General features: G+C 54.0%; 24 protein-coding genes and 1 riboswitch. Of the genes, 12 read left to right on the top strand and 12 right to left on the bottom strand.

Translation table 11 applies throughout. The annotated features are described in order from the left end of the window. Nucleotides 1–109 precede the first annotated feature (109 nt). The gene (gene pnp / locus NMUL_RS13300) at nucleotides 110–2,215 is read left to right on the top strand and encodes a polyribonucleotide nucleotidyltransferase (protein WP_011381841.1); all 2,106 of its coding nucleotides are present in this window, start codon (nucleotides 110–112) and stop codon (nucleotides 2,213–2,215) included. Nucleotides 2,216–2,452: 237 nt separating this feature from the next. On the opposite strand, the gene dksA is transcribed toward pnp, so the two are convergent. Further along, a complete protein-coding gene (gene dksA / locus NMUL_RS13295) occupies nucleotides 2,453–2,875 on the bottom strand; it encodes an RNA polymerase-binding protein DksA (protein WP_011381840.1) in 423 nt (140 codons plus the stop codon). Nucleotides 2,876–3,317: 442 nt separating this feature from the next. On the opposite strand from dksA, the gene NMUL_RS13290 reads away from it, so the two are divergent. The 5 genes from NMUL_RS13290 to NMUL_RS13270 all read left to right on the top strand — a co-directional run bounded on the left by NMUL_RS13290 (nucleotide 3,318) and on the right by NMUL_RS13270 (nucleotide 7,261). Then, nucleotides 3,318–3,731: an EF-hand domain-containing protein gene (locus NMUL_RS13290; RefSeq protein ID WP_011381839.1), complete on the top strand. Its 414-nt coding sequence runs from the start codon at nucleotides 3,318–3,320 to the stop codon at nucleotides 3,729–3,731. Nucleotides 3,732–3,737: 6 nt separating this feature from the next. Continuing rightward, a complete protein-coding gene (locus NMUL_RS13285; RefSeq protein WP_011381838.1) occupies nucleotides 3,738–4,589 on the top strand; it encodes an HvfB family MNIO-type RiPP peptide maturase in 852 nt (283 codons plus the stop codon). Continuing rightward, entirely contained in the window at nucleotides 4,573–5,328 is a 756-nt protein-coding gene (locus NMUL_RS13280; RefSeq protein ID WP_011381837.1) for an HvfC family RiPP maturation protein, read from the top strand. The genes NMUL_RS13285 and NMUL_RS13280 overlap by 17 nt, the downstream gene beginning before the upstream one ends. 72 nt (nucleotides 5,329–5,400) lie before the next feature. Then, nucleotides 5,401–6,042: a class I SAM-dependent methyltransferase gene (locus NMUL_RS13275; protein WP_011381836.1), complete on the top strand. Its 642-nt coding sequence runs from the start codon at nucleotides 5,401–5,403 to the stop codon at nucleotides 6,040–6,042. A 34-nt stretch (nucleotides 6,043–6,076) separates the two neighbouring features. Further along, on the top strand, nucleotides 6,077–7,261 hold the full coding sequence (locus tag NMUL_RS13270) for a BaiN/RdsA family NAD(P)/FAD-dependent oxidoreductase (RefSeq protein ID WP_011381835.1): 1,185 nt from the start codon (nucleotides 6,077–6,079) through the stop codon (nucleotides 7,259–7,261). A gap of 372 nt (nucleotides 7,262–7,633) precedes the next feature. On the opposite strand, the gene hslU is transcribed toward NMUL_RS13270, so the two are convergent. The 5 genes from hslU to dapF all read right to left on the bottom strand — a co-directional run bounded on the left by hslU (nucleotide 7,634) and on the right by dapF (nucleotide 12,194). Next, on the bottom strand, nucleotides 7,634–8,965 hold the full coding sequence (gene hslU / locus NMUL_RS13265) for an ATP-dependent protease ATPase subunit HslU (protein WP_011381834.1): 1,332 nt from the start codon (nucleotides 8,963–8,965) through the stop codon (nucleotides 7,634–7,636). Nucleotides 8,966–9,091: 126 nt separating this feature from the next. Then, a complete protein-coding gene (gene hslV, locus NMUL_RS13260) occupies nucleotides 9,092–9,628 on the bottom strand; it encodes an ATP-dependent protease subunit HslV (protein ID WP_041352635.1) in 537 nt (178 codons plus the stop codon). A gap of 100 nt (nucleotides 9,629–9,728) precedes the next feature. Beyond that, complete coding sequence (gene xerC / locus NMUL_RS13255; RefSeq protein ID WP_011381832.1) at nucleotides 9,729–10,685, bottom strand: tyrosine recombinase XerC; 957 nt, start codon at nucleotides 10,683–10,685, stop codon at nucleotides 9,729–9,731. A 2-nt stretch (nucleotides 10,686–10,687) separates the two neighbouring features. Next, nucleotides 10,688–11,347 (bottom strand): DUF484 family protein, encoded by a 660-nt coding sequence (locus tag NMUL_RS13250; protein WP_041352634.1) that lies wholly within the window; start codon nucleotides 11,345–11,347, stop codon nucleotides 10,688–10,690. Nucleotides 11,348–11,360: 13 nt separating this feature from the next. After that, entirely contained in the window at nucleotides 11,361–12,194 is an 834-nt protein-coding gene (dapF, locus tag NMUL_RS13245; RefSeq protein ID WP_011381830.1) for a diaminopimelate epimerase, read from the bottom strand. A 142-nt stretch (nucleotides 12,195–12,336) separates the two neighbouring features. Here dapF and metK point away from each other — a divergent pair, with 142 nt between their 5' ends. From metK to metF, 3 genes are all read left to right on the top strand, one after another. Next, complete coding sequence (metK, locus tag NMUL_RS13240) at nucleotides 12,337–13,536, top strand: methionine adenosyltransferase (RefSeq protein WP_011381829.1); 1,200 nt, start codon at nucleotides 12,337–12,339, stop codon at nucleotides 13,534–13,536. Between the two features lie 20 nt (nucleotides 13,537–13,556). Further along, nucleotides 13,557–13,634, top strand: a riboswitch (S-adenosyl-L-homocysteine riboswitch). Nucleotides 13,635–13,650: 16 nt separating this feature from the next. Next, nucleotides 13,651–15,090: an adenosylhomocysteinase gene (gene ahcY / locus NMUL_RS13235; RefSeq protein ID WP_011381828.1), complete on the top strand. Its 1,440-nt coding sequence runs from the start codon at nucleotides 13,651–13,653 to the stop codon at nucleotides 15,088–15,090. 87 nt (nucleotides 15,091–15,177) lie between these two features. Further along, entirely contained in the window at nucleotides 15,178–16,023 is an 846-nt protein-coding gene (gene metF / locus NMUL_RS13230) for a methylenetetrahydrofolate reductase [NAD(P)H] (protein WP_011381827.1), read from the top strand. Nucleotides 16,024–16,232: 209 nt separating this feature from the next. On the opposite strand, the gene NMUL_RS13225 is transcribed toward metF, so the two are convergent. The 4 genes from NMUL_RS13225 to NMUL_RS13210 all read right to left on the bottom strand — a co-directional run bounded on the left by NMUL_RS13225 (nucleotide 16,233) and on the right by NMUL_RS13210 (nucleotide 21,548). Further along, entirely contained in the window at nucleotides 16,233–17,474 is a 1,242-nt protein-coding gene (locus tag NMUL_RS13225) for a pyridoxal-phosphate-dependent aminotransferase family protein (RefSeq protein WP_011381826.1), read from the bottom strand. A 201-nt stretch (nucleotides 17,475–17,675) separates the two neighbouring features. Further along, nucleotides 17,676–19,184: a M48 family metalloprotease gene (locus NMUL_RS13220; protein ID WP_011381825.1), complete on the bottom strand. Its 1,509-nt coding sequence runs from the start codon at nucleotides 19,182–19,184 to the stop codon at nucleotides 17,676–17,678. A gap of 276 nt (nucleotides 19,185–19,460) precedes the next feature. Beyond that, nucleotides 19,461–19,799: a P-II family nitrogen regulator gene (locus tag NMUL_RS13215; protein ID WP_011381824.1), complete on the bottom strand. Its 339-nt coding sequence runs from the start codon at nucleotides 19,797–19,799 to the stop codon at nucleotides 19,461–19,463. A gap of 132 nt (nucleotides 19,800–19,931) precedes the next feature. Continuing rightward, complete coding sequence (locus tag NMUL_RS13210; protein ID WP_011381823.1) at nucleotides 19,932–21,548, bottom strand: NAD+ synthase; 1,617 nt, start codon at nucleotides 21,546–21,548, stop codon at nucleotides 19,932–19,934. Nucleotides 21,549–21,647: 99 nt separating this feature from the next. Here NMUL_RS13210 and NMUL_RS13205 point away from each other — a divergent pair, with 99 nt between their 5' ends. Further along, complete coding sequence (locus NMUL_RS13205) at nucleotides 21,648–22,802, top strand: GNAT family N-acetyltransferase (RefSeq protein ID WP_011381822.1); 1,155 nt, start codon at nucleotides 21,648–21,650, stop codon at nucleotides 22,800–22,802. Nucleotides 22,803–22,932: 130 nt separating this feature from the next. Further along, nucleotides 22,933–23,472: an NUDIX hydrolase gene (locus tag NMUL_RS13200; protein WP_011381821.1), complete on the top strand. Its 540-nt coding sequence runs from the start codon at nucleotides 22,933–22,935 to the stop codon at nucleotides 23,470–23,472. A 212-nt stretch (nucleotides 23,473–23,684) separates the two neighbouring features. Here the strand turns inward: NMUL_RS13200 and NMUL_RS13195 are convergent, their stop codons facing one another. Next, entirely contained in the window at nucleotides 23,685–25,088 is a 1,404-nt protein-coding gene (locus NMUL_RS13195; RefSeq protein WP_104009644.1) for an N-acetylmuramoyl-L-alanine amidase, read from the bottom strand. Further along, nucleotides 25,052–25,474, bottom strand: a complete 423-nt coding sequence (gene tsaE / locus NMUL_RS13190; protein ID WP_104009645.1) for a tRNA (adenosine(37)-N6)-threonylcarbamoyltransferase complex ATPase subunit type 1 TsaE — start codon at nucleotides 25,472–25,474, stop codon at nucleotides 25,052–25,054. The genes NMUL_RS13195 and tsaE overlap by 37 nt, the downstream gene beginning before the upstream one ends. A gap of 102 nt (nucleotides 25,475–25,576) precedes the next feature. On the opposite strand from tsaE, the gene queG reads away from it, so the two are divergent. Then, nucleotides 25,577–26,734 (top strand): tRNA epoxyqueuosine(34) reductase QueG, encoded by a 1,158-nt coding sequence (gene queG, locus NMUL_RS13185; RefSeq protein WP_011381818.1) that lies wholly within the window; start codon nucleotides 25,577–25,579, stop codon nucleotides 26,732–26,734. Nucleotides 26,735–26,741: the final 7 nt, after the last annotated feature.

Raw genomic sequence — 26,741 nt, 5'->3', positions numbered from 1 at the left:
CCTCTTGCTTCCTTGAACATCGGAATGGCTTCCGCTTGTATCGGTTGCGCGACCGCGGCTATGGTGCTTGGAGCGCAACCGGAATGATTTAATCAAAAAGGGCAGTTAATTGAAAATCAAGAAAAGCGTTACGTACGGGTCTCATCAACTAACATTCGAAACCGGAGAAATAGCAAGACAAGCCCATGCCGCCATTATGGTCAGCATGGGCGATACCGTCGTCCTGGTTACCGTGGTAGGTGCAAAAAGCGCCAAGCAGGGGCAGGATTTCTTTCCCCTGACGGTGGACTATCAGGAAAGGAGCTACGCGGCTGGCCGGATACCCGGTAGTTTTTTCAAACGTGAAGGCCGTCCCTCCGAAAAGGAAATTCTTACCTCCCGTCTGATCGATCGCCCGATCCGTCCCCTTTTTCCTGAAAATTTCTACAACGAAGTGCAGGTGGTAGCCACCGTCCTGTCTTCCGATAACGAAGTAGATGCCGATATTCCCGCCATGCTGGGCGCATCTGCCGCGCTGGTGCTCTCGGGCATTCCGTTCAATGGGCCTATCGGCGCCGCGCGGATTGGCTACATCAATGGCGAATATGTATTGAATCCCGATACCAGCGCGCTGAAGCAGACACAGCTGAATCTGGTCGTGGCCGGCACGCGGCAGGCTGTGCTGATGGTGGAATCCGATGCGATGGAGCTGTCGGAGGATGTCATGCTGGGGGCCATCGTTTATGGTCATCAGCAAATGCAGGTTGCCATCGATGCGATCAATGAACTGGCGGATGAGGCGGGTGTGACCGCATGGGATTGGGAGCCGCCTGCAAGAGACCCTGCGCTGGCCGTTAAAATTGCCGAACTGGCGGAGAATGATTTGCGTGCCGCTTTCCGCCAGAAGCAGAAGCAGGTCAGGTCCGAGACCATAGACAACATCTGGACAAGAGTCTTTACCGAACTCGGCGTCGAGGACGGGGAGGGTCCTGACGCCCAGGCGGTGAAGGAGGCCTGTTTTGCGCTGGAATCGAGAATCGTGCGCTCGCAGATTCTGGACGGCGAACCGCGCATCGATGGACGCGATACCCGCACCGTCCGGCCAATAACGATCCGGACCGGGCTCCTGCCGCGGACCCACGGTTCAGCATTATTTACCCGCGGGGAAACTCAGGCGCTGGTAGTTGCAACGCTGGGAACCGGTCGCGATGAGCAGAAAATCGATGCTCTCCAGGGAGATTACTCCGAGCGTTTCATGCTTCACTACAACATGCCTCCCTATGCGACGGGAGAGACGGGACGAGTTGGAACCCCCAAGCGTCGTGAAATCGGCCACGGACGGCTGGCAAAGCGAGCCCTGGTTGCAGTTCTGCCTTCTCCGGAAGAGTTTGGTTATTCGCTTCGCGTGGTTTCTGAAATTACCGAGTCCAATGGCTCCAGTTCCATGGCGTCCGTTTGCGGCGGCTGCCTGGCATTGATGGATGCCGGTGTACCCCTGAAGGGGCACGTGGCGGGTATTGCCATGGGGCTCATCAAGGAAGGCAACCGGTTTGCCGTGCTCACCGATATTCTGGGCGACGAAGATCACCTGGGCGACATGGATTTCAAGGTGGCGGGTACCGAAAATGGCATTACCGCCCTGCAGATGGATATCAAGATTCAAGGGATCACCAAGGAGATCCTGCATGCTGCCCTGGTACAGGCAAGGGAAGGACGTATGCATATTCTCGCCATCATGAGGCAGGTGTTGCCGGCCCGGCGCGAGGATATCTCGGAACATGCCCCCCGTATCATCAAGATCAGAATCAATCCCGAGAAAATACGTGACGTCATAGGGAAAGGGGGCGCAGTGATCCGTGCGCTTACCGAAGAGACAGGCACCACCATTGATATTACGGACGATGGCACTGTCATGATTGCATGTGTCAACGCGGAGGGCGGTGAGCTGGCGAAAAAACGTATCGAGGACATCACGGCTGAAGTTGAAGTGGGACGGGTATATGACGGAACGGTACTGAAGCTTCTGGATTTTGGCGCCATCGTCAGCGTTCTGCCCGGCAAGGACGGCCTGTTGCATATCTCGCAAATCGCCAATGAGCGCGTCAACAATGTCGGCGATCACCTCAAGGAAGGGCAGGTAGTTCGGGTGAAGGTCCTGGAAGCTGATGACAAGGGAAGGTTGCGTCTCAGCATGAAAGCGGTTGCCACCGACGTGGCGGACAACGCCGCCACCTGATGGCGGAACAGAGAGAAGTATTTTCCACAAAGAGCAGTGCCGCCATTTTTTTCTGTGCGGTTCCTCGCCCTCTTATCCCGGCCTTTTCTCCTGTATCTTCCGGTTTTTTTGAAGCGAGCCCAGTTAGCTGCTTAGCTGTCTCCCCGGAATAAAAGACTCCTCTCGATAGGGCTTTTATTCCGGGACGGCAATGAAGAACTTCGTTATCTGTAGAACTGGTGAAAAGCAGGCAGGTGTTTATTTCGCGACTTGCTTTTCCCTTATTTCATCCAAGGTCTTGCAGTCGATGCAGAGTGTAGCGGTGGGACGGGCTTCAAGGCGCTTTAAACCGATTTCCACCCCGCAGCTTTCGCAATAGCCGTAATCTCCAGTATCTATTTTTGCAATCGTTTCCTCTATCTTTTTGATCAGCTTACGTTCGCGGTCACGATTTCTTAATTCAAGAGCCATATCCGACTCCTGGCTGGCGCGGTCGTTAGGATCAGCAAATATGGTGGCTTCATCCTGCATAGTGTGAACCGTGCGATCGATATCCTGTCCCAATTCAAACTTGATGCCTTCCAGAATATTGCGGAAATGCATAAGCTGCTTGGCACTCATGTAACTTTCTCCCTTCGAGGGTATGTAGGGAGTGGCTTGTTTATACATTTCTTGCGGCATAGTCAGTATTTCCTTTCCATTGCTGGGTGACGTGTAACAATGCAACTGCTATTAAAAACAACCCATTATACAGATAACTCATCTCCGGTTCAGTTGATGCGCTCCGAGAGCAAGACGGTTGGCAGAAGCCTCAAGGTTCTGGCCAGGAATGGAAATCCCACAATTTAGCTTAGGAATGAGGTTCTCATCCTCCTGTGCATGACAAAACCGCAGCCTCTTCACATTCAACTCCCTGTGGACATATAGGGGGCATATGGGGCACACGAATTCTTGCAGAATTTTTAGTCCTTGAATACCCCCGCAAGAAATAAATACATTATTTTGCTGCAAGTCTCTCCGGGGGAGTTCTTTGTTCCCGATGCGCGGCAGGATCAGAGGAATCGGCTCCCGTTCCTGCCAAACTGTGACATAATATTTTTTCCAGATTCAAGGAGAACCAACTGTGCAAGACAAAAAATCCAAGATTTCCATCGTCATAGGGTCGGTCCTTGCTACCGGCCTCGGCGCCTCTCCCATTGTTTTCGCGGGCGACAGTGAGGCGGACAGCAAGGCAAGCAATCCTTTCGTCATGGAGTCGTTAAACGAGCGTTATATAGTGGCTTATGCCGACCGGGTGGACCCCAGTAAATATGGGGCAGGCGCAAAAGCGGCGGAAGGAAATTGCGGCATGTCGCTGGCGGACAAGAACAAAGACAATAAAGTGACCAAGGAAGAATTTATCAAGCATCACGAAGGCATCTTCGACAAGATTGACGCGAACAAGGATGGAGCCGTCGATCCGGCGGAAGCGGACAGCTTTGCAAAAAGCAAGTCCGGTGGCGGAACGGCAGCGCCCCATGGGCAGATGAAGAAATAACTGGACATGCAACAGTTCCCACGCCTCGCCCGCGTGGGGCTGGGCTTCCGGCGGGAGCTCATTCCTGCGCTGAAAAGCGGTGTCCCCGCCACCATCGATTTTTTCGAGATCGCCCCCGAGAACTGGATCGACCTTGGAGGGGGGGCGGCACGGGATCTGCTTTTTTTTACCGAGCGCTATCCTTTTGTCTGTCATGGCCTTTCCCTTTCAATCGGTGGTCCTGCTCCCCTGGATGAAATTCTGCTGCAAAAGATTCGCCAGTTCCTCGATCAGCACCGGGTACTTCTTTATACGGAACATCTTTCCTACTGCTCCGATGACGGTCACCTGTACGATCTGCTTCCGATCCCTTTTACGGAGGAAGCGGTAAAATATGTCGCTGAACGCGTTCGCCGTACCCAGGATATTCTCGAGCGGCGTATCGCATTGGAAAATGCATCGTTTTATGTTGCTTCGCCTATCAGCGATATGAGTGAATTGGACTTTATCCGGGCTGTTTTGCTGGAGGCGGATTGCGATCTTCATCTCGATGTCAATAACGTCTACGTCAACAGCATTAACCACGACTATGATCCCGTGGACTTCATCCGGGCGTTGCCTTCCGATCGCATCGTGTATATGCACATGGCCGGGCATCATAAGGAGGCGGAGAATCTTATCATCGATACTCACGGAGCCGATGTAATCGATCCGGTATGGTCGCTGCTGGATCAAACCTACGGAATGCACGGGGTTGCGCCGACTTTGCTCGAGCGTGACTTCAATATTCCTCCGCTCGAGCAGTTGATGCGGGAAGTGCTACATATCGCGCTGATCCAGGCACAGCATGCGGATTCAGGCGATGCCTCAGCCACCTGAATTTCAGCGCTTCCAGTACGCCTTCACTGCGCACCTTCGCGATCCCCGGGCAAAGCCTGTTCCATCTGGACTCGATGCGCGGCGGATGGGCATATACAGCAGACTGGTTTACGAGAATCTCGACAGTTTTCTTCTCAGATGCTTTCCGGTGACTCGAGATGTGCTGGGGCCGCGGCGATGGTCAAGGCTGGTGCGCGCTTTTCTCATTGCGCATCGTAGCCGTTCTCCCCTTTTCCATCAGATAGCCGGTGAGTTTATAGAATTTCTAGGGAGTAAAGGCGTCATCCCTGAAAACTATCCGGGATTCCTCCTGGAGCTGGCGCACTACGAATGGGTGGAACTGGCATTGTCCACCTCAACGGACATGCCCGATTGGAAGACGATCGATAGCGCCGGTAATCTGCTCGAGGGGCGGCCTCTTTTGAATCCGGTGCTTGCCAATCTTTGCTATCATTGGCCAGTTCATCATATCCGCCCACGCGCCCGCATCACTCCGGCAACAACTTACTTGCTGCTGTTTCGTGACGCGGATGATGAGATTCAATTTTCAGAAATCAACGCCTTTACCGCGCGTCTGATAGATCTGCTTGCGCTGGAAGAGCATACCGGGCATGCCGCTCTTGAAATCATCACGGCCGAAAGCAGGCATCCGTCCCCCGAAGTCGTGATGCAGGGCGGCGAGAAGATCATGATTGATCTTCAGGCTCGGGGCGCATTGCTGGGTATTGCCAGAGAGTAAGTGCTTTTCGTTCGACTCACACGAGACAGGCAGAATGTCCGCCTGATTTTTATCCTATTTGTGTAAGTTGCCGTGAAAACCGATTCAGCGGATCTCAGAAAACTCTCCCATCTTGTCCTGAACAGTTACAACGAAAGAGCCGAAGCGTTCTGGGAGGCTACCAAAGACCACGATGTCAGCCAAAATATTGCTGCATTGCTGCGCCACATCGAAAGTCCTCCACCCTTCAAGATACTGGATCTGGGTTGCGGCCCCGGACGCGACCTGAAATCTTTTACCGATCTCGGTCATGTGGCGATCGGGCTGGAAGGTGCAACGCGGCTTGCCGAAATGGCGGCTAACCATAGCGGCTGCGAGATATGGCAGCAGGACTTTCTCCGGCTCGATCTGCCTGAGGAACACTTTGATGGCATATTTGCGAATGCCTCCCTGTTTCATGTTCCGAGTGTTGAACTTCCGCGCGTGCTAAAAGAACTGTGGGCAACGCTGAAACCGGGTGGAGTGCTGTTCAGCTCCAACCCCCGCGGGAATAACGAGGAGGGCTGGAACCAGGGGCGTTATTGCGTCTATCACGATATCGATGGCTGGAGGCGCTATATGTCCGGCGCGGGTTTCGTCGAGCTTGCTCATTACTATCGCCCCACAGGCCTTCCACGCGAGCAGCAACCCTGGCTGGCCAGTGTATGGCGCAAGCCTGCAACAGAACGCGGGTAAGTCCGCAAGGCCCATTTTCCCCCAAGCACCGCAATTGAAGAAAGATGTCGTCGTAATAGGCGCTGGCGCAGCCGGCATGATGTGCGCAATGGAAGCGGGAAAGCGTGGACGAAGTGTGTTGCTGGTGGATCATGCCAGCAAACTGGCGGAAAAAATCCGTATCTCGGGAGGGGGGCGGTGTAATTTCACGAATCGCCACACTGTTCCGGAAAATTTTCTGTCGCAGAATCCGCATTTCTGCCGATCCGCACTTGCACGTTTCACTCCTCGCCACTTCATAGAGCTGGTGGAAAAGCACCGCATCCGTTATCACGAAAAAAAGCTGGGACAGCTATTTTGCGATGAGGCCTCGCAGCAAATCATCGACATGCTGCGCAGTGAATGCGAGGCAGCCGGAGTCATCTTTCAAATGCCCTGCGAGGTAAGCCGCATAGACCGGGACTCCGGCAATACTGGATTCGTATTGGAAACCAGCTGTAGCAAAGTGATGGCAGACGCGCTGGTAATCGCGACCGGAGGTCTTTCCATTCCGCAAATCGGCGCCAGTCCTTTTGGCTATCGCATCGCAGAACAGTTCGGCATAAACGTTACGGCGCTACGTCCCGCCCTGGTACCGCTGACTTTTGCGCCGGAACAGTTATCCGCTTTTTCAGGGCTCACGGGAATTGCGCTCGATACAATAGTGAGCTGTAACGGCGCGCATTTTAGAGAAAATCTGCTGATCACGCATCGGGGTCTGAGCGGGCCTGCAATCCTCCAGATTTCCTCATACTGGCGGCCGGGAGATCCGATCCATATCAACCTGTTACCTGAACTGGATGCAGACGATTGGTTGCGCGATCGCAGACACAGCGGGGTCCTGCTATCCAATCTGTTAGCGCAGCATCTGCCCCGGCGGTTTGCAGAGGCCTGGCTGGGTGCAATGATGGGTGGGCTCCCGGAAACACCTGTAAACCAGTATGGCAACAAGAGCTTGAGGCAACTGGCTCCTCAATTGCATGCCTGGCAGGTTATTCCGAGCGGCACCGCCGGCTATAAAAAGGCGGAAGTAACCCTTGGAGGCATCGATACTGCCGAGCTTTCTTCCAAAACGATGGAATCGAAAAAAGTACCCGGCCTTTATTTCGTGGGAGAAGTCGTCGATGTCACGGGCCAACTGGGGGGCTTCAATTTCCAGTGGGCCTGGTCATCGGGTTATGCGGCAGGGCAATCAGTGTAACCGCAGCTTTATCGGTAGTGCGTATCTGTATCGTGCCGAGATAGTCTTCTTCTTATGGGGATGAAGATTGTCTGAAGATGGAAGCCTTCAGCGACTTCTTAAGGAATCTCTGAACAGGTTCCCGGAGGCGCGACGCACTTTGCAGGATGGGATGCGCGAAAGGCGACGACGCGAATGGTGATCCCCTTCGCTAGGAGCCTGACAAAGCAGACCGCCTGCAAAGTCCCGTCCCATAAGGGTTGCTACAAAATTGGGCGCTCACTTCTTTGAACTTCTTAGTATTGTAGTTTGGATTACGACCTTCGAACTGTGCCTTGTGATCATCCCAATTTTAACAGCAACGCGCTCTGCGGAGACTTGTTCCGAGATTCCTTAAAGCACGTAGCGGGCGAGATCCTCGCTTTGCGCCAGGTCGCCGAGCCGTTTATCCACATAGGCGGCATCAATGACAACCGCATCTCCATGGTGTTTCTCCGCATCGAACGAAACATCCTCCAGCAGTTTTTCCATGGCGGTATAAAGACGCCGTGCTCCAATATTCTCTGTTTTTTCGTTGACTGCAAAGGCGATCTCCGCCAGACGCTTGACCGCATCAGGGGTAAATTCCAGCCTCACCCCTTCGGTTTCCAGCAGCGCTTCATATTGACGTTTCAAACAGGCATCGGTATTGGTGAGGATTTGTACAAAATCGCCAGCGCTGAGACTGGTGAGTTCGACCCGGATTGGAAAACGGCCCTGCAACTCGGGAATCAGATCGGAAGGCTTGGCGAGGTGAAAGGCTCCGCTGGCGATAAACAGAATATGATCTGTCTTGATCATGCCATATTTGGTGGAAATCGTGGTACCTTCGACCAGAGGCAGCAGGTCCCGTTGAACGCCCTGGCGCGATACGTCTGCCCCCGAAGTCTCGGAACGGCTCGTGATCTTGTCGATTTCATCCAGAAACACGATGCCGTTCTGCTCGACATTCTGCACCGCGCGCAGTTTCAATTCCTCATCATTAACCAGCTTCGAGGCTTCCTCATCAATAAGGAGCTTCATCGCTTCGCGGATTTTAAGCTTTCGCATCCTTTTTCTTTCCGCACCCAGATTCTGGAACATGCCTTGAATCTGCGTTGTCAGCTCTTCCATTCCGGGGGGGGCAAAGATTTCCATGTGGGTATGCGGGGTTGCCAACTCGATTTCGATCTCCTTATCGTTGAGCTCTCCCTCGCGCAGCTTCTTTCGAAATTTCTGGCGGGTAGCACTTTCCGCTTCGATGGAGTCCATCTGCAGCCCCGTTTCCCTGGCCACAGGCAATAGCACATCGAGAATGCGCTCCTCGGCATGGTCTTCCGCGCGCGCCCGCATCTTTTGCGTTTCACGCTCCCGGGATTGCTTGACCGCCGCTTCCACAAGATCACGGATGATCGAATCCACATCACGCCCAACATACCCTACTTCGGTAAATTTGGTTGCCTCCACCTTGATGAACGGCGCATCCGCAAGTTTCGCGAGCCGGCGCGCTATTTCCGTCTTGCCGACACCCGTGGGACCGATCATCAAAATATTCTTGGGTGTGATCTCCTGGCGCAGTGGATCCTGTACCTGCTGCCGGCGCCAGCGATTCCTGAGCGCGATGGCAACCGAACGTTTGGCGGCATCCTGACCTATGATGTGCTTGTCAAGCTCGTGGACGATTTCACGGGGAGTCAGTTGAGACATGATCAGGTCAGCGATAAAGGCAAGGGGTGAGAGAAATCAAAGCAATAGTACAAACGATACAAGGCATAAGGTTATACCGGAATAGAGGTGCCAGTCCTATATTTCCGGATTCATTTTCTTCGGCTGCTATTCCAGAACCTCGATTACGTGGTTCTGATTGGTGTAGATACACAGATCCCCGGCTATGGTAAGCGCCTTCTTGACGATTTCCGGCGGTGTAAGGTCGGTATTTTCCAGAAGCGCGCGTGCCGCTGAATGCGCGTAGGAACCGCCGCTGCCGATTGCCGCCAGCCCGAACTCTGGCTCTATTACATCTCCCGCCCCGGTAATAATGAGGGTGGCAGCCGGATCGGCGACGACGAGCATGGCTTCGAGTCTGCGCAGAATCCGGTCGGTGCGCCAGTCTTTTGCCAATTCCACCGCCGAGCGCATGAGGTGGCCCTGATGTTTTTCCAGCTTGCCTTCAAAACGTTCGAACAAAGTAAAGGCATCCGCCGTTCCTCCGGCAAATCCGGCCAGGATTCTGTCATGATACAGCCGCCGGACCTTGCGCGCGCTGGCTTTGGCTACCACCGCTCCCAGCGTCACTTGGCCATCGCCGCCCAGCGCGACGTGGTTCCCGCGCCGGGCGGAAAGTATGGTTGTGCCGTGGTATTCTGCCATGTCTAGCCCGGTAATTGGAGAGCGAAGATTATAACGCCGATTCGCGCGAAGCATGCAAACAGTGTTTGTACCAATCCGTAGTCCGGTTCATCTTTGCGACTCAAGACTCTTTCTTCTTTCGTGCGCGGGGGTGGGTCGCATCATAGACCTTCGATAGATGCTGGAAGTCGAGATGGGTATATACCTGCGTGGTGCTGATGCTGGCATGCCCCAGCATCTCCTGCACCGCTCTCAGGTTGCCGCTGGATTGCAGTACATGTGATGCAAATGAATGCCGCAGCACGTGCGGGTGGATGCGTCCGCTGATTCCTTGCTTTACTGCCTGGATTTTCAGACGCTGATCGATCGACCGGCGACTGATATTCCTCCCGTGGCGGGACAGGAATAGACCTGTTTCCCCTGGCTTGGCGAGCGTGGCGCGTTGTTTTATCCATTCCCTCACTACTTGCATGGCTTTGCTTCCTACCGGCACATCCCGCGTTTTATTCCCTTTGCCGGTAACGCGCACGATCCCCTCCGCCAGACTTAAATCCTCCGGCTTCAGGTTCGCGAGTTCCGCCAGCCGCAATCCCGAAGAATAGCAGAGTTCGAACATGGCTTTATCGCGTAAGGCAACCAGATCGGGAGTATCAAACTCCAGCAGCTTCAAGGCCTCATCAGGGGACAGGGTGCGAGGCAGGCTCCTGGGGGACTTCGGCGCCCGCACCCCGGCGCAGGGGTTACACGCGTAACCATGATGTCGCGCCAGGTAATTGTAGAGCCCTCGCCATGCAGACAGCATTCTCGCCAGGCTCCTGCCGGAAAATCCGTTTGCATGCAACTGAGCAAGAAAACGCCGGATATGATGGATTTGCAAATGCTCCAGCGCGATTCCCCGCGAGAGATTCATCAGTACATCGAGATCGCGGCCATAACTTTCGCAGGTAAGCGGCGACAGTCGCCGCGTGACGGAAAGATAAGCGAGATAGGCGGAGGCAAGTTCGGCCTGCCCCTTTTCGGGCATCTTGCCGGGATCGCTCAGACCGGTTAGGGATTCCGGGTGTTGCTCCTTTCCCATTCTCAGGCCGTGCGAAAACGTTTCAATGACGCACTGGCAAGTTCACCGAGTCGCCCAAGGTAAACTGTTCCCATCTCCGGATAGAACCTCTGCGATTCTTCACTGCCCATTACCAGTAATCCGATGGTTTGATCTCCATGCAATGCTGTCATCGCAAATGAACGCAGATGCTCGGCCTGTTCACCGAACCAGCTTCTGATCTCATCCGGAACATGGGGTCCGCAATAAGGGTGCAGCAAATTTTCCGCCATCGCGTGAACCTCGCTGCTGACGGGTAGAAATTCCGGTGGCAGGGGCCCGTCAATACCGATATTCCAGATGCGAAGCACGCTGTGAGGCACCAAGAAGCTTTCACGCAGCGCAAAAGTGAGTCCATCCAGAAGATCGGGCAAACGTCTGAAGGCGAGGAGCGAGACTGCCAATTTGTGCATTTTTTCCGCGATGGCGTCATTCTCCTTGCCGAACAGGATCAGTTCCTCCAGTTTATCCTGCAAAATCTGGTTTTTTTCCCGCAACGCCAGGATTTGACGCTCACTTAAGGAAATCGCCCTCCCGTCATGGGGATTGGGCACCTGAATATCTGCCAGCATGCTCGCATGGGCTTCAAAGAACTCGGGATTCGCACGCAGATACTCTGCTATCTCTTCGAAACTTGATTTCATATCTTTTCTGTTTTTAAAACTGCAACTCGATTTCTCCATCAAAAACGGCGACGGCAGGACCGGTCATCCACACCGGCTGATTTTCCCCTTCCCATCGTATGAACAGGTCTCCAGTGGAAAAGCTCACCCTGACGGGCGATTCGAGCAGCCCTCGCTGAATTCCCGCAACCGCCGCCGCACAGGCACCGGTGCCGCAAGCCAGGGTTTCACCCGCGCCCCGCTCGTAGACTCTCAGCCGGATATGATGAGGATCGACGACTTGCATATATCCGGCATTTACTCGCTGAGGAAAACGAGAATGCTTTTCGATAACTGGCCCCTCCGTCAAAACCGGCGCGTTATCCAGATCCGATACTACCTGGACCGCGTGGGGATTGCCCATCGATACACTGCTGATTTCCACCTGCCTGTCATCCAGGGAGAGGGAGTAAGTAGGCGCTCGCTGTTCGGCGATAAAAGGAATTTCGACGGGATCGAATTTCGGCACACCCATGTTGACCGTTACTTCCCCGTCCGCTTCAAGCTCCGGAATAACCACCCCGCTTAGCGTTTCAATCCTTACCTGCTGCTTGTCCGTCATACCATGATCATGGACGTAGCGAACGAAGCAGCGCGCCCCATTGCCGCATTGTTCCACTTCTCCTCCGTCGGCATTAAAAATGCGATAACGGAAATCAGCATCCCCTTCCGCCTTTTCGATCAGCAGAATCTGGTCGCAGCCTACTCCCAGGTGGCGGTCGGCAAGGCGCCGCAATTGTTCGGGTGAGAGGGAAATCTGCTGATTCACGGCATCAATGACAATGAAATCGTTGCCGAGGCCATGCATTTTGGTGAACTTGAGCTTCATTCATCAAGCGTTGCAAGAATAAGAATCACAGCACGAGGTATGGAAACATCGGCATGTCAAGCCGTATTGTATTATCCGTCTTCTTAATAAGCGTAGAATTTGGTATTCTACAGACCTTTTACGATTAAGCGGGCTGGACAAAATGAGCGAATATCTTTTTACCTCCGAATCCGTGTCTGAAGGTCATCCCGATAAGGTGGCCGATCAAATTTCCGATTCCATCCTCGACGCCATCCTGGCTCAGGATCCCAATGCACGGGTAGCTTGCGAAACGTTATGCAGTACCGGTCTGATCGTCATGTCGGGCGAAATCACCACTCAGGCCAATGTGGACTACATGCAGGTCGCGCGCGCCGCGGTCAAGCGCATCGGTTACAACAGTTCCGATATCGGCTTTGACTATAATACCTGTGCAGTGCTGACTGCTTTCAATAAGCAATCCCCTGATATCGCGCGCGGGGTCAACCGCACCAAGGAAGAGGAAATGGATCAGGGGGCGGGTGACCAGGGTCTCATGTTCGGCTACGCCTGCGATGAGACGCCGCAATTGATGCCCATGCCGATCTACTATGCCCACCGGTTGATGGAGCGCCAGGCGGAACTGCGGAAAGACGGACGCCTCCCGTGGCTGCGTCCGGATGCAAAATCGCAGGTTTCAGTACGTTACCTGGACGGCAAGCCGCAGCGAATCGAGACCGTTGTCATTTCCACACAACATCACCCGGACATCAGTCACACCGATTTGAGCGAGGCCATTATTGAGGAAGTCATCAAACCCGTGCTTCCGAAAAAAATGCTGAGTGGCGAAACGCGGTATCTGATCAACCCCACAGGACGTTTCGTAGTGGGCGGCCCCATGGGAGATTGCGGACTGACCGGACGGAAGATTATCGTCGACAGCTATGGAGGTACCGCGCACCATGGCGGGGGCGCCTTCTCCGGCAAGGATCCGTCCAAAGTAGATCGTTCCGCTGCTTATGCCGGACGATATGTGGCAAAGAATCTTGTTGCGGCCGGTATCGCCAGTAGATGCGAGGTACAGATGGCTTATGCGATCGGAGTTGCCCGCCCCGTTTCGCTGATGGTGGACACTTTTGGAACCGGAAAAATTCCGGACGATAAAATCGTCAAACTGATTGAGCGGCACTTCGATCTGCGTCCGCGCGGCATCATCCACGGCCTTGATCTGCTGCGTCCCATCTACGAGAAGACAGCTGCCTATGGCCATTTTGGCCGGGACGAACCGGAATTCAGCTGGGAATCGACGGATAAGGCTGCACAGTTGCGCGAGGAAGCGGGAATTGAACCCGCGGAAACCGAACCGCTCAGTCTTCAGGCTTAAGATCACATCACCCACCCTTCCAGACCGAGGAGCGCTGCAACGGGCATTGTCCCGCGAGGCTCGGCAAGGAAGGATCGCTACAACGGCGCTCGTTCATTTTCAGGAGAAAATATTATGAACGCTGTGCTCAGTCCTGCTTCCGCGGGTTTCACCGACTATAAAGTTGCCGATATGTCCCTGGCGGAATGGGGGCGCAAGGAAATTGCCATTGCCGAGACGGAGATGCCGGGTCTGATGGCGCTACGGGAAGAGCATGCCGGTGCCAAGCCTCTTGCAGGGGCACGCATTGCCGGTTCCCTCCACATGACCATTCAGACCGCGGTACTGATCGAAACGCTCACCAAGCTAGGAGCTCAAGTACGATGGGCTTCGTGCAACATTTTCTCGACCCAGGACCATGCCGCCGCGGCCATTGCTGCAGAAGGCATTCCCGTATTTGCCCATAAGGGCGAATCTCTGGATGAATATTGGGAATATACCCACCGTATCTTTGAATGGCGAGGGGATACCCCGGAGGGGAATGACAGTCCCAATATGATTCTGGATGATGGCGGCGACGCCACCTTGCTCATTCTCCTCGGCAGCAGGGCGGAAGAAGATCCGTCTGTCATCGCCAGTCCTGCCAACGAAGAAGAGCAGGCCTTGTTTGCTGCCATTCGCAAGCGCTTGAGCGTCAGCCCGAACTGGTACTCCACCCGGCGCGCCAGTATCAGGGGGGTGACGGAGGAAACAACTACCGGCGTCCATCGTCTGTATGAAATGCAAAAGAAAGGCGAGTTGCCGTTTCCGGCATTCAACGTGAATGATTCCGTCACCAAATCCAAATTCGACAATCTATACGGTTGCCGCGAGTCTCTGGTTGACGGGATCAAGCGGGCGACCGATGTCATGATTGCCGGAAAGATCGCCATAGTGTGTGGTTACGGGGATGTCGGCAAAGGCTGCGCTCAATCCCTGCGCGGCCTTGGAGCCACCGTATGGATAACGGAAATTGATCCCATTTGCGCACTGCAAGCGGCAATGGAAGGTTATCGTGTCGTTACCCTAGATGAAGCCTGCGATCAGGCCGACATTTTCGTGACTGCCACCGGTAATCTGCGAGTCATCACCCATGATCACATGGTGCGAATGAAAGACCAGGCAATCGTCTGTAATATTGGCCACTTCGATTCCGAAATCGATATTGCTTCGGTTCAGAAGTACCAATGGGAGAATATCAAGCCGCAGGTCGATCACGTCATTTTTCCTACCGGCCGCCGTATCATTGTGCTGGCAAAGGGACGACTGGTGAATCTTGGCTGTGCAACAGGACACCCTTCCTTTGTCATGTCGACTTCATTCACCAATCAGGTTCTGGCACAAATTGAGCTTTGGCAGAATGGCGCCAGCTACCAGAAAAACGTCTACGTGCTGCCCAAGCATCTGGATGAAAAAGTAGCGCGATTACATCTCAAAAAGCTTGGCGCCAAACTTACGCGACTGACGGAGGAACAGGCGAGCTACCTGAATCTGGACATTGACGGGCCGTATAAGCCGACAATGTACCGTTATTGATTTTTTTCAGGTCTGGATTAGCGCGGTGAAGGAAAGAGGGGATTAGAACACCATCTTTTTACCCTCTCCGCGCTTTTCCGCTTTGCCATGGAATCTCAAAAAAAATTTGTTCCCACATTCAGCTTCGAGTTTTTTCCGCCGCAGACTGCGGAAGGAATAGAGAAGCTGCGCGCTACGCGCAGTCAACTTGCGCAACTTAAGCCGAAATTCTTCTCGGTAACCTTCGGCGCGGGAGGATCGACACGCGATCGTACCCTGGAGACTGTGCTCGAGATTCAGGCAGAGGGCCTCATCGCTGCTCCCCATCTTTCCTGTATTGGCGCAACCCGCGAAAACATCCGCGCCATGCTGGAACAGTACCGCAGCAGCGGCATTCGCCATCTGATTGCGCTACGGGGGGACCTGCCTTCGGGAATGGCGCAAGGAGGAGAGTTCCGCTATGCCAACGAACTGGTAGCCTTTATTCGCCGCGAGTACGGCAACGCCTTCCATATCGATGTGGCGTCCTATCCCGAGTACCATCCACAAGCCAGAACTGCTCAGGAAGACTTGAGGAATTTCAAGCGTAAAATCGAAGCCGGAGCGGACTCGGCCATTACCCAGTATTTTTACAACGCGGATGCCTATTTTGACTTCGTCGATTCATGTGAGGCGATGGGCATCAATATTCCGGTGGTTCCCGGCATCATGCCAATCAATAGATTTTCCCAGCTTGCCCGATTCTCGGATACCTGCGGGGCGGAAATACCGCGCTGGATCAGGAAGCGGCTGGAAGGTTATGGAGATGACACTGCTTCCATACGCGCCTTCGGCCTGGATGTCGTTACCGATCTGTGCGCTCGACTACTGAATGCCGGTGCACCCGGATTGCATTTCTATACGTTGAACTCGGCAGGACTAACGACAACTGTTTGGCAAAGATTGGGGCTGTAGTTCACCCCATTTTCAGATCGAATGCTCACGAGAAGCGGGTGAGCGGGCAACGAAGACCGGGCGGCCAGCACGGTGATGGGGGAGCGAAGACGGCGAACAAATGGGAACTGATCCGGAAATGGGATAAATTGGGTAGGAGCACTGATGAAAACCTGGCGCGGGCCTCTCCATCCGGGAGGAACCCGCGCTTCTCTTCACTTATCCTGCAATCACGCTGCCTTGGCGGTCTTTTTACTTTCCACCGGCAACGGATGAGCGGCGTAGGCCTGATGTGCTGCTGCTTCCGCTGTGCCCTGTTCGATTTTCATACCCATATCGGATAATACCGCTTCCAAAGCACCCAGGCACAGCATGACATTTTCCATCCGGCTTGAGTAACCCATGAGGCCGAAACGCCAGATCTTGCCCGCAAAATCCCCGAGGCCCGCGCCGATTTCGAGACTGTAGTCAACGAGCAATCTGCGGCGCACCTCTTTCTCATCGATTCCCTGCGGCACGTGGACCGAATTAAGCTGCGGCAGGCGAGAGTTCTCCTCCACGAGATACTCCATCCCGAGTGTTTCAAATCCAGCCTTGAGTGCTTCATGGTTACGCTGATGACGGGCCCAGGAATGCTCCAATCCTTCCTCATACAACATCAGCAGTGATTCGTGCAAGGCATAGAGCGCATTGGTAGGAGCGGTATGGTGGTAAGTACGCGTGCTTCCCCAGTAGCCGAACAGAAGGTTCAGGTCCATGAACCAGCTTTGCACCTTGGTTTTGCGGCTTTTGACGAGATCAACCACTCGTTCCGAGAAACTGATGGGCGACAGGCCGGGGGGACATGACAGGCATTTCTGGCTGCCGGAGTAGATGGCATCGATCTTCCACTCGTCCACCTTTAGCGGAGAGCCGCCGAGGGAGGTGACCGTGTCGACGATAGTGAGGCAGTTATGGCGATGGGCGATTTCGCAAAGCGTTCTGGCATCCGACAGAGCCCCGGTGGAAGTCTCCGCGTGAACGAAAGCGACAATCTTTGCGTCGGGATTCTGCTTCAGGGCATCTTCCACCTTTTGCGGATCGACCGGGGCGCCCCACTTGTCTTCCACCACCACGGCGGTGCCTCCGCAACGCTGAACGTTCTCGATCATGCGTCCCCCAAATACCCCATTGCGGCACACGATTACCTTGTCGCCAGGGTTCACCATATTGACGAAGCACATTTCCATGCCTACCGAGCCCGGGCCTGAAACCGGGAAGGTCAGGAGATTGGAAGTCTGAAAGGCATACCGCAGCAAGCTTTTCAATTCTTCCATCATGTCCGTGAATACCGGGTCGAGATGACCCAGCGTGGGACGAGCCATTGCCGCGAGAACCCGGGGATGCGTGTCGGAAGGTCCCGGACCCATCAGGACGCGCTGGGGTGGATAGAAGGTGCCAATGTTTTTAGTTGGGCCAAAATGTCTTGTCATGGTTGTTCCTGAGTTTGATGATGATCTGTGGATTATGCGTGGGAAGAATCCGATTTTATCAAGGGAGCAGGGGTTTGGCTATCCGCGAATTCTTCCTGTAGGAGCGCGCTCCCCAGACCGCCAGAGCCTCCCCAAAGGAAGGCAGCGGTAGGCAAGGGCGGATATCTATTATTCAGCCGGTAGAATCGAATCTGACAAACTCTATTTTTTTTTGGATTCGTTGGCAGCCAGTTCCCGCAATTCCCGGAGACGTGCTTCCACGCTCGACATCTGGTAGAAGTCGCCCTCATCTGTTTTAAGCGCGATCTGCAACTGCTCGATTGCTGCAGGGTAATTACCCTGGCGGGAATACACTTCGGCCAGCGCCTGATGTTGCAACAGAGCGTTTCCCAGGGCTTCATGGCTTTGCGCCTGCAATCTATAGAGGCGCACGTCATTCGGGTCGAACTGTAATTGCCGGTTGATGAAGTCGAGCGCATCCTGCGCACTGACTTTGCTCAGAAGCGCCTCGATGTAATCGTAGATTAACGCGCGGTGCTGCGGGAATATCGCTAGCGCGGCTTGATAGATATCCAAGGCTTCGGCGGTCTGCCCGGCGGCGAGTTTGACACGGGCCGCCAGGGTTTCCACCATGGGACTGGAGGGGGGCATGCTGCGCTGAATCCGAATGGAAGCTCCGAGTCGATGATTCTGGAGGGTCCCTGCGCCCTCGGGCTGCAGGCTGTCATACAGGCGCAGCAGTTCCTTGTCTGCGCGTTGGTACTCTCTGCTCCGCAGCAGGGCTGTTACGAGTCCATACCGTTCCACCGTCTCATTGGTGTATCGTTTTTCACGCAGAATCGATTCGAAATAGTTAACGGCATCGGCGGGTTTCTCTATGGAGGCCCGTAATTTGGCCCTCACCAACTGGAAATCCAGACTGTCCGGTACCTGTCGGTAGGGCAAGCTCTGCGTGCGGCCTTCGATATCAGCGATGCGTTCGAATGTAACGGGATGAGTGCGCAGATATGAAGGGGCGCCGTTTTCAAGAAAGCGGGTTGCTCTCTGCATGCGCTCGAAAAAATCGGCCATACCCCGTGGATCAAGTCCCGCCCCGGTCAATATACCGAGGCCGATTCTATCCGCCTCTTTTTCATGCTCTCGGGTGAAGTTCAATTGTTTCTGAATCTGCCCTGCCTGCGAGGCCACGAGAATAGCCTGCCCCGCCTGGGGATTGGCGCGAGAAGCCAGGATAGCTACCGCCATCGAGGCGAGGGAAGTCAGCATGCTGTACTTTTGCCCGGCGATCATGCGCGCGAGATGCTTCTGCGTGACATGCGCGATTTCGTGTGCCATCACTCCTGCCAATTCGGATTCCGACTGCGCCGCGAGAATCAGGCCGCTATTGAATCCCATGAAACCTCCCGGTAATGCAAATGCATTGAGAGCCGGGTCCTGGAGGGCAAAAAACTCGAACTCCTGTTCGGGGCGCGCCTCAGTGGAACCTGAAATCAGACGACTGCCGAGACGGGTGAGGTAGGCGTCAATTTCCGCGTCGTTCAGGTAGCTGGGGTCCGAACGGATCTCGGACATTATTTTCAGCCCAAGCTCCCGCTCTTCTCTTGGAGATATGGTTGCTTGAGATACATCGCCCAGGTCCGGCAGGCCTTCGGCATGGGCATTCGCCGTGAATAGTGCCGGCAAAAAAAGCAATATGTGGCGCAATTTCATGGTCGATAAGATACCGCTTCCCGCGTGAAGTTCCACGTGACAAGGGCGAGGTATACCGGAAGGCAATGGAAGGAGCGGGATTAGGCGGGCAGGAATCAGGGAGAGTGCAAGGGTGGATTCAATCCTCTGGATGAATGGAACGGGCTTATTCTGGTTCAGTCATGTGTGGCCACCGATTTCCCCCTTACTGAATGAATATGGCCGTTTATCATCCCGGTTCGCTGACCATCGGGCCACTCTCGATCCTCAAGCGAACCATCATGAGCAGAGATTGGTCTAGACGGCGGTCTCGTCCGTTTCGCCCGTGCGTATTCTTACGACCTGTTCGATATCGGTGACAAAAATCTTGCCATCTCCGATTTTGCCGGTGCGCGCGCTACTGATAATGGTTTCGATAACGCTGTCCACCTGTTTCGCGAGCACTACGATTTCGATCTTTATTTTGGGCAGAAAATCCACCACGTATTCCGCACCTCGGTATAGCTCGGTATGGCCTTTTTGCCTTCCAAATCCCTTCACTTCGGTGACTGTCAGTCCGCTTATCCCGATTTCATTGAGCGCTTCGCATACCTCGTCCAGTTTGAAAGGTTTGATGATAGCCTCGATTTTTTTCATGAAGCATTCCTTTTACTCATCATGTTGATCACAAAGCCATAAGAGGCCTTTTCCTCGCGGCTTCCGGTATTCGCAGCATACCGCCATTTTAATCCGCTGACATGGCTTTTGCGCACTTCTTCCAGATCGCTCCTAAAACTGGTCCTGATACCGCGCTGTTATAGGATAACGCCAGTCCTTGCCGAATGCGCGGGAGGTCACGCGAATGCCGGGTGGAGACTGCCGCCGCTTGTATTCATTCTGCCGGATCAGTTGCACGACGCGGCGCGCATCCCTTTCGTCGTAGCCCATGCGCAGAATTTCCTCAAGCGACATATCATGTTCCACATATTCTTCCAGAATAGCATCCAGAACTGCATACGGCGGAAGACTATCCTGGTCAGTCTGATCGGGACGCAATTCCGCTGAAGGGGCGCGACTGAGAACACGGTCCGGAATAACTTTTCCTACCCCGTTACGGTACTGGCATAACTTGTACACCATGGTTTTGGTGACATCTTTCAAGACGGCAAAGCCCCCTGCCGTATCCCCATATAGAGTGGAGTAGCCTACGGCTGTTTCGGATTTATTGCCCGTGATGAGGACGATGGCGCCGGATTTATTGGATAACGCCATCAGCAAAGTTCCGCGTATCCGGGCTTGCAGATTTTCCTCGGTAAGATCCGGGACGTCAGAAGGGGGCAACGCGGCAAATTCTTTGGCAAGCGTATCCTTGAATTCTCCAAATACCGGTTCAATTGGGAATTCGGTATAGCGCACCCCCAATGTTTGCGCCATAGTGCGGGCATCCAGCAAGCTCATGTCGGCAGTGAACCGTGAGGGCATCATCACTGCTTTTACTTTGTCTGCACCCAGGGCATCCGCCGCAATCGTCATGGTGAGCGCCGAATCCACGCCCCCTGATAGCCCCAGCAATACGCCAGGAATGCGGTTTTTTCCTATATAGTCCTTTACTCCGAGACAGAGCGCTTTATAAACGTTCGCTTCCAGACTTTCAAGCGGTGCGATTTCTGTCGTTACGGGCGCAGCCCCCTCCAATTCGACCATGCCGAGTGCTTCCACGAGCGCATCGAACTGATGAGTCACGTCGCCTCTGGCGTTCATGGCGAAAGATGCACCATCGAATATTAGTTCATCCTGGCCTCCAATAAGATTGGCATATACGATCGACAGCCCCGTTTCATCGATACGCTTCCGAGCCAGATCGTAGCGCAACGCCTGTTTGTTCATGTGATAAGGGGAAGCATTCAGCACCAGCAGCACCTCCGCCCCGCCTTCTTTTGCACGTGTGGCGGAACCTTCCTGCCAGATGTCCTGACAAATGTTGATAGCGAATCTGATTCCATCCAGTTCGAACACGCAGGGTCGGAAGCCCGGTTCGAAGTAACGTCGTTCATCGAATACGCTATCGTTAGGCAAAAGATTTTTCAGATACGTAGCGATGATTTTACCGTTGCGTATTACCGATGCAGCGTTGTACAGTTTATCCGCGGCAAGATGAGGATGTCCGACTACAACGGTGATATCGCCTGTCTTGCCAGCCAACTCTGTAAGCGCATTCTGGCATGCATGCCGGAATCCGTGGCGCAATAACAGGTCTTCGGGGGGGTATCCGGACAAGGCGAGTTCGGGGGTTACGACCAGTCTGGCTCCCGCATTTTTTGCCTGATTGGCGTAATCGAGGATCTTTCGGGTATTGCCTCCGAGGTCGCCGACTGTACAATTGATCTGAGCAATGGCGAGCTTCATCTGGACGGTCAATTGGGCTGGTCTGTTTTTATGCTTACATGATACCAGAACGAACTCCGGGGACGAGTCCCAGGCGGAAAAAGCGCTGGAATTGCCAAATTGGAAATAAAAGTAACGGAGTCTCCCGAGCATATATCTGCTCCTGCATGGAACGCGCTGGCAGGTGACGACCCGTTCCTGCGGCATGAATTTTTTTCCGCGCTGCACGAAGCTGGATGCGCCTCGAAAAGAACGGGATGGTTGCCCCGGTTCGTTACTCTCTGGGAGGGAGGCATTTTGCAGGGTGCGATGCCGTTGTATCTCAAAAACCATTCCTATGGAGAGTATGTGTTCGACTGGGCGTGGGCAAATGCTTATGAACGTGCCGGTCATGACTACTACCCCAAGCTCCTGAGTGCCATACCATTCAGTCCTGTCACTGGAAAGCGGCTGCTTGCCCAAACTTCCGAACAGCGCGCATTGCTCGTTTCAACCGCTCTTGCGATAGTGCGAAAGGGAAATGCCGGAGCAGGCATGTCGTCGTTACATTGCCTGTTTCCCCTGGAGCATGAGGCGCGGGAAATGGAGAGGGCGGGGATGATGTTGCGATGCGGCGTCCAGTTTCACTGGAAGAACCGGCCGGGAAGAGGTTATGAGAATTTCGAGGATTTTCTGGGAGGAATGAGTTACAGCAAACGCAAGAAGATCCGGCAGGAACGGCGCAAGGTACAGGACCTGGGTATCCACTTCGAATGGCTCTCAGGAAATGATATGGACGAGGACCGCTGGAACTTCTTTATCGATTGCTACAACAATACATACCGCGAGCACCACTCCAGGCCCTACCTGAATCTGGAATTCTTCCTCCGGCTCGGCAAAAGCATGCCGGAAAACATTCTGTTGATTCTGGCGCTGCAGAACAAGAAGCCGATCGGCGTTGCTTTCAATATCCATAACTCGCACACATTGTACGGACGTTACTGGGGCGCGCGGGAATTCGTGCCGGGGCTGCATTTCGAAACCTGCTATTATCAAGCCATCCAATACTGCATCGCAAATGGTCTCTCTTTGTTTGAGGGCGGTGCCCAGGGCGAACATAAACTTGCCCGTGGATTTCTGCCGGTGAGAACCTGGTCGGCCCATTGGCTGGTTCATTCTGAATTTGCTGCTGCAATAGAAGGCTACCTAGAGCGGGAAACGCGGGACATCGATCGCTACATCCACGCACTGGAGGAGAGCGCCCCATTCAGAAAAGATGCGAGGGAATCGGAGTAAGATGCGAGATGTGAAAGGAAGCAGGTAAGACGGATAAGCTCATCTCTGGATTACATGCATATGCGGTTTAGCCAAAGAATTTTCCTTTTAAAATAACGTTTTCCTAACGGGTTATCTAAAATCAGCGCTGATGAAATACTGCAGTAACTGTGGCATGCCTGTGCAATTGCGTATCCCTGAAGGCGATACGCTGCCGCGTCATGTTTGTTCCACTTGCAGCATTATTCATTACGAGAACCCGAAGATTGTGGTGGGTTGTATCCCGGAATGGGAGGATAAGATATTGCTCTGTCGGCGCGCCATCGAACCGCGCCACGGCTTATGGACGTTGCCCGCCGGTTTCATGGAAAATGCCGAGTCGCTGGCTCAGGGAGCCGAACGTGAGACCTGGGAAGAGGCAAATGCGCGGGTGGAAATGGGCGAACTCTATTCGATTTATAGCTTGCCGCATATCAACCAGGTGCACGTGTTGTTTCGGGCGCGACTCCTGGATCTTGATTTCAAACCGGGAATCGAGAGCCTCGACGTCAAACTTTTTCAGGAGTCGGAAATTCCCTGGGACACACTTGCGTTCCGCGTTATACACGAACCGCTGAACCGTTATTTCGAGGAACGGCGTCGCGGCCAGCTCGGATTTCATTTGGGAACCATAGAAGACGTTTGCAAATGATCTGCCGCTTTTGAAGTTGTCGTTTTATTTTCCTTTATTCCAGTCATTCAGCTTTAACATCCTGGCAGAATAACCCGCACTCGCGGAACGCCGCATTATCTGACCTGCATTCCGGACAATCAAATGCTGGTGAGCCAGAAGCACAAAACGGTGCGGGCAGCAGCGGGAGAGACTGCGAGAAACCCCGGAAAGAAAAGGCGGAGGCTAATTCGCTAATCGAGGGAAACCATTCTCGAACGCGAGAGGGGAGGGTTGTCAGCGAAGTAATGTTTGATACCCGCAAGTATTGCGGAGGCCAGCTTGTCCTGATAACCGTGGTCTCTCAGTTTCCTTTCCTCATCCGGATTGCTGATGAATGCCGTCTCGACCAGGATCGATGGAATGTCGGGAGACTTGAGGACGGCAAAGCCTGCCTGCTCGACTTCGGCCTTGTGCAGATGATTGATATTGCCTATCTTGGAGAGGACTGCCTTGCCGAGTTTGAGGCTGTCGTTGATCGTTGCCGTCTGGGACAAATCCAGCAAAGTCCGCTTGAGAAAAGGGTCCGGGATATCGAGGTTGACGCCCCCGACAAGGTCCGCCTCGTTTTCTTTTCTTGCCAGCCATCCCGCAGCCGCCGAAGTGGCGCCCCGTTCTGAAAGGGCAAACACCGAGGAGCCGCGGGCATGGGGCTTGTTGAAGGCGTCCGCGTGCACCGATACGAACAGATCCGCATTCAGCTGACGTGCTTTTACCAGCCGCTGCGACAGTGAAATATAATAATCTCCGTCACGGGTGAGAGCCGCGCGCATATTCGGCTCCCTATCTATCTTTTCCTTCAGCTTCCTGGCGATGGCCAGAGTGATGTTCTTCTCCCTGGTACCGCGCCGGCTTATCGCGCCCGGGTCCTCCCCACCATGTCCGGGATCAATGGCGACAGTGATGAGACGAATCATTTCCGGCCTGTTTTTTCTTGCCGCTTCATTGCTCCGGACAGTCTCGATTTCAGTCCTTGAACTGACATGAGTCCCATTGTGGGGTTCATCCCGCAGCATGTATCCTGCTTTGTCCTTGTTATTCAGAAAGGCCATGAGCGGATCGGGTGGAATAGCAGGGTAGATGTCCAGAACAAGTCGATGTCCGTACGTTCCAACGGGTTGAATGACAAATGCCTGGGGTTCGACTTCGGTTTTCAGGTCAAGCACCAGCCGCAGTATGTCTGGTTTGAAATGACCGAAACGCACGGCGTGAATGTGCGGATCTGCAGGATCTATCCTGTCTGCCAGCCTTTTCAGCTCCGGTGTCAGTGAGACATCCTCAAGGTCAACGACGACGCGGTCCGGATCTTTTACCGTAGTGAGGGTGTAGCGAATGGCGGAAGCGGATTCAAGCGTAAGACGGGTGTATTCCTCGGATGGCCAGATACGGGCGGAACTGATGCGTATCTTTTCTTGAGCACAGACAGAGCTGGCGGATGACGATAACAGGAGTGCCGTGATCGAGAGGCATGCGCCAGCTGCCAGGCGGTTCCGGATGGAGGAGAAACGGGTTGAGCGCAAGGATTGTGAGACTGAAGGAACAGACTGTGAGCGCTCCCTCTTCAACCCAGCATATTGTTCCTCGATGAGATTTGCCATCGTTTCACGCACAGTTTGCCGGCCTCCGTATCCGCCTGAATTTCAACATCACGCCCTTCTGCGACCTTGAATATAAATTTCAAATCGGCTGGGGGCAATAGTCCGTTCGCCTTTTCCGGCCATTCCACGAGACAGATCGAGTCTGCGTTGAAATAATCCCGGAAGCCTGCTTCTTCCCATTCGTGGGGATTATTGAAACGATAGAAATCAAAATGATACAAGTATAACCTAGAAATTTTATAAAGTTCAATCAAATTATAGGTGGGACTTTTCACTTTTCCCTGATAACCCAGCCCGCGTAATATGCCGCGCGTAAATGTGGTTTTGCCTGCTCCCAGTTCGCCCTGCAGGAATACAACAAGGCCTGGGCGCAACGCCGGAGCCATTGCAGTTCCAAGTGCCAGGGTAGCGGTTTCATCAGCGAGATGGCAGGTCTGGTGAAGAGCTATCAAGGTGATGAAGGGCGGCAGACCCGGTATGATGTGAATATGCGCAAAGACGATCCCTCCACCGAACTATCTCCGGAACCTTTGAAAGATCTTTCTGACTCTACTGTCGATCTTCCGCAACTTGCCAGGTCCATCAAGGAATGGGGGGAGAAGCTCGGTTTTCAGAAGGTTTCCATTGTCGATGCAGGCGCGGACATGAGGCGGGCGGAGACAGGCCTGTTCGAATGGCTGGACCAGGGTTGTCACGGGGAGATGGATTATATGGCAAGACACGGCACCCGGCGTACTCGTCCTGCCGAACTCGTTCCCGGGACGCTGCGGGTGATCTCTGTGCGCATGAATTATATGCCGATCGCACGGGACAGCTGGCAGGTGATCCAGGACGGGACCCGTGCGTTCATCTCGCGCTATGCTCTGGGTCGGGATTACCACAAGGTGCTGCGCGGGCGCTTGCAAAAACTTGCGGAAAAAATCGAAGCGGAAACAGGATGCCTGAATTACCGTGTATTCAGCGACAGCGCGCCGGTAATGGAAGTTGAATGGGCGCAAAAATCGGGCCTGGGCTGGCGCGGAAAGCATACGCTGCTGCTTTCCCGTGACGCGGGATCCCTGTTCTTTCTGGGCGAGTTGTTTACGGATCTGCCACTGCCCGTGGACCAACCCGCAGCCAATTACTGCGGGAGTTGCACGAGGTGCATCGACATCTGCCCGACCCGAGCGATCATAGCGCCCTATCGGCTGGATGCGCGACGTTGTATTTCTTATCTTACTATTGAACATAAAGGCAGTATTCCCGAACCATTACGGCCTTTGATCGGTAATCGGGTATATGGCTGCGATGATTGTCAGCTCGTCTGCCCCTGGAACAAATTTGCGGTAATTACCAATGAAGATGATTTTTCCGTGCGGAACGGCCTGGATAGCGCGTCTCTGATCGAACTGTTCGGATGGAGCAGTGAGGAGTTCGAGGCACGGCTTGCCGGAAGTCCGATTCGGCGAATCGGACATGAGCAATGGCTGCGCAACCTGGCCGTCGGCTTGGGGAATGCGCCGTTCTCCCAATCTGTCGTTCAGGCGCTGCGAGCGCGACTCGATGATGCTTCCCCTCTGATACGCGAACACGTACGCTGGGCGTTGCATCAGCAGGAGCGTCCTTTATCGTTTTTTATCGAAGATGCGGCGATCCCGAAAAAATAATTTGAGT

The organism is Nitrosospira multiformis ATCC 25196, from assembly GCF_000196355.1.
Lineage (GTDB): Bacteria > Pseudomonadota > Gammaproteobacteria > Burkholderiales > Nitrosomonadaceae > Nitrosospira > Nitrosospira multiformis.
The sequence above is the reverse complement of the archived record's forward strand: the minus strand, read 5'-3'. Positions and strand labels throughout refer to the sequence as shown.

Bases quoted from the DNA above. Each gene is read 5' to 3' on its own strand.
- dksA (WP_011381840.1), bottom strand. From the start codon at position 2,875: ATGCCGCAAGAAATGTATAAACAAGCCACTCCCTACATACCCTCGAAG.
- NMUL_RS13285 (WP_011381838.1), top strand. From the start codon at position 3,738: ATGCAACAGTTCCCACGCCTCGCCCGCGTGGGGCTGGGCTTCCGGCGG.
- NMUL_RS13280 (WP_011381837.1), top strand. From the start codon at position 4,573: ATGCCTCAGCCACCTGAATTTCAGCGCTTCCAGTACGCCTTCACTGCG.
- hslU (WP_011381834.1), bottom strand. From the start codon at position 8,965: ATGTCTCAACTGACTCCCCGTGAAATCGTCCACGAGCTTGACAAGCAC.
- hslV (WP_041352635.1), bottom strand. From the start codon at position 9,628: ATGGCAGAATACCACGGCACAACCATACTTTCCGCCCGGCGCGGGAAC.
- xerC (WP_011381832.1), bottom strand. From the start codon at position 10,685: ATGGGAAAGGAGCAACACCCGGAATCCCTAACCGGTCTGAGCGATCCC.
- NMUL_RS13250 (WP_041352634.1), bottom strand. From the start codon at position 11,347: ATGAAATCAAGTTTCGAAGAGATAGCAGAGTATCTGCGTGCGAATCCC.
- dapF (WP_011381830.1), bottom strand. From the start codon at position 12,194: ATGAAGCTCAAGTTCACCAAAATGCATGGCCTCGGCAACGATTTCATT.
- metK (WP_011381829.1), top strand. From the start codon at position 12,337: ATGAGCGAATATCTTTTTACCTCCGAATCCGTGTCTGAAGGTCATCCC.
- ahcY (WP_011381828.1), top strand. From the start codon at position 13,651: ATGAACGCTGTGCTCAGTCCTGCTTCCGCGGGTTTCACCGACTATAAA.
- metF (WP_011381827.1), top strand. From the start codon at position 15,178: ATGGAATCTCAAAAAAAATTTGTTCCCACATTCAGCTTCGAGTTTTTT.
- NMUL_RS13225 (WP_011381826.1), bottom strand. From the start codon at position 17,474: ATGACAAGACATTTTGGCCCAACTAAAAACATTGGCACCTTCTATCCA.
- NMUL_RS13220 (WP_011381825.1), bottom strand. From the start codon at position 19,184: ATGAAATTGCGCCACATATTGCTTTTTTTGCCGGCACTATTCACGGCG.
- NMUL_RS13215 (WP_011381824.1), bottom strand. From the start codon at position 19,799: ATGAAAAAAATCGAGGCTATCATCAAACCTTTCAAACTGGACGAGGTA.
- NMUL_RS13210 (WP_011381823.1), bottom strand. From the start codon at position 21,548: ATGAAGCTCGCCATTGCTCAGATCAATTGTACAGTCGGCGACCTCGGA.
- NMUL_RS13200 (WP_011381821.1), top strand. From the start codon at position 22,933: ATGAAATACTGCAGTAACTGTGGCATGCCTGTGCAATTGCGTATCCCT.
- NMUL_RS13195 (WP_104009644.1), bottom strand. From the start codon at position 25,088: ATGGCAAATCTCATCGAGGAACAATATGCTGGGTTGAAGAGGGAGCGC.
- tsaE (WP_104009645.1), bottom strand. From the start codon at position 25,474: ATGGCTCCGGCGTTGCGCCCAGGCCTTGTTGTATTCCTGCAGGGCGAA.
- queG (WP_011381818.1), top strand. From the start codon at position 25,577: ATGCGCAAAGACGATCCCTCCACCGAACTATCTCCGGAACCTTTGAAA.